Annotated in this window: 2 protein-coding genes; both read left to right on the top strand. The window is 63.5% G+C overall.

The window, feature by feature from the left end:
- Positions 1-4: 4 nt before the first annotated feature.
- A complete protein-coding gene (locus A5624_RS16950; RefSeq protein WP_007168951.1) occupies positions 5-301 on the top strand; it encodes a WXG100 family type VII secretion target in 297 nt (98 codons plus the stop codon).
- 44 nt (positions 302-345) lie between these two features.
- Positions 346-628: WXG100 family type VII secretion target (locus tag A5624_RS16945; protein WP_007771417.1), on the top strand; the 283-nt coding region annotated here is incomplete at its 3' end.

Genomic DNA, 628 nt, shown 5'->3' with positions numbered 1-628 from the left:
CGACATGGCAACACGTTTTATGACCGACCCGCACGAGATGCGGGCGATGGCGGGCCGCTTCGAGGTGCACGCCCAGACCGTTGAGGACGAGGCCCGCAAGATGTGGGCGTCGTCGATGAACATCGCCGGCTCGGGCTGGAGCGGTCAGGCCCAGGCCACCTCGTACGACACCATGGGCCAGGTCAACCAGGCCTTCCGCAACATCGTCAACATGCTCCACGGGGTGCGCGACGGGCTGATTCGCGACGCGAACAACTACGAGCAGCAAGAGCAGGCCTCGCAGCAGATCCTCAGCAGCTAACGGCCGAAACCGCTGCTGCACAACACTTTTAAGGAGCAAAGCCAATGAGCATTAATTACCAGTTCGGCGATGTAGACGCCCACGGTGCCTTGATCCGCGCCCAGGCCGCGTCCTTGGAGGCCGAGCACCAGGCCATCGTTCGCGATGTGCTTGCTGCCGGCGACTTCTGGGGCGGTGCGGGTTCGGTGGCATGCCAGGAGTTCATCACCCAGTTGGGTCGCAACTTCCAGGTCATCTACGAGCAGGCCAACTCCCACGGACAGAAGGTCCAGTCCGCGGGCAGCAACATGGCCAGCACCGACAGCGCCGTTGGGTCCAGCTGGGCCT

This window comes from Mycobacterium sp. 1482292.6 (assembly GCF_001672995.1).
GTDB classification, from domain to species: Bacteria; Actinomycetota; Actinomycetes; order Mycobacteriales; family Mycobacteriaceae; genus Mycobacterium; species Mycobacterium europaeum_A.
This window is presented reverse-complemented; position numbering and strand designations above follow the sequence as displayed.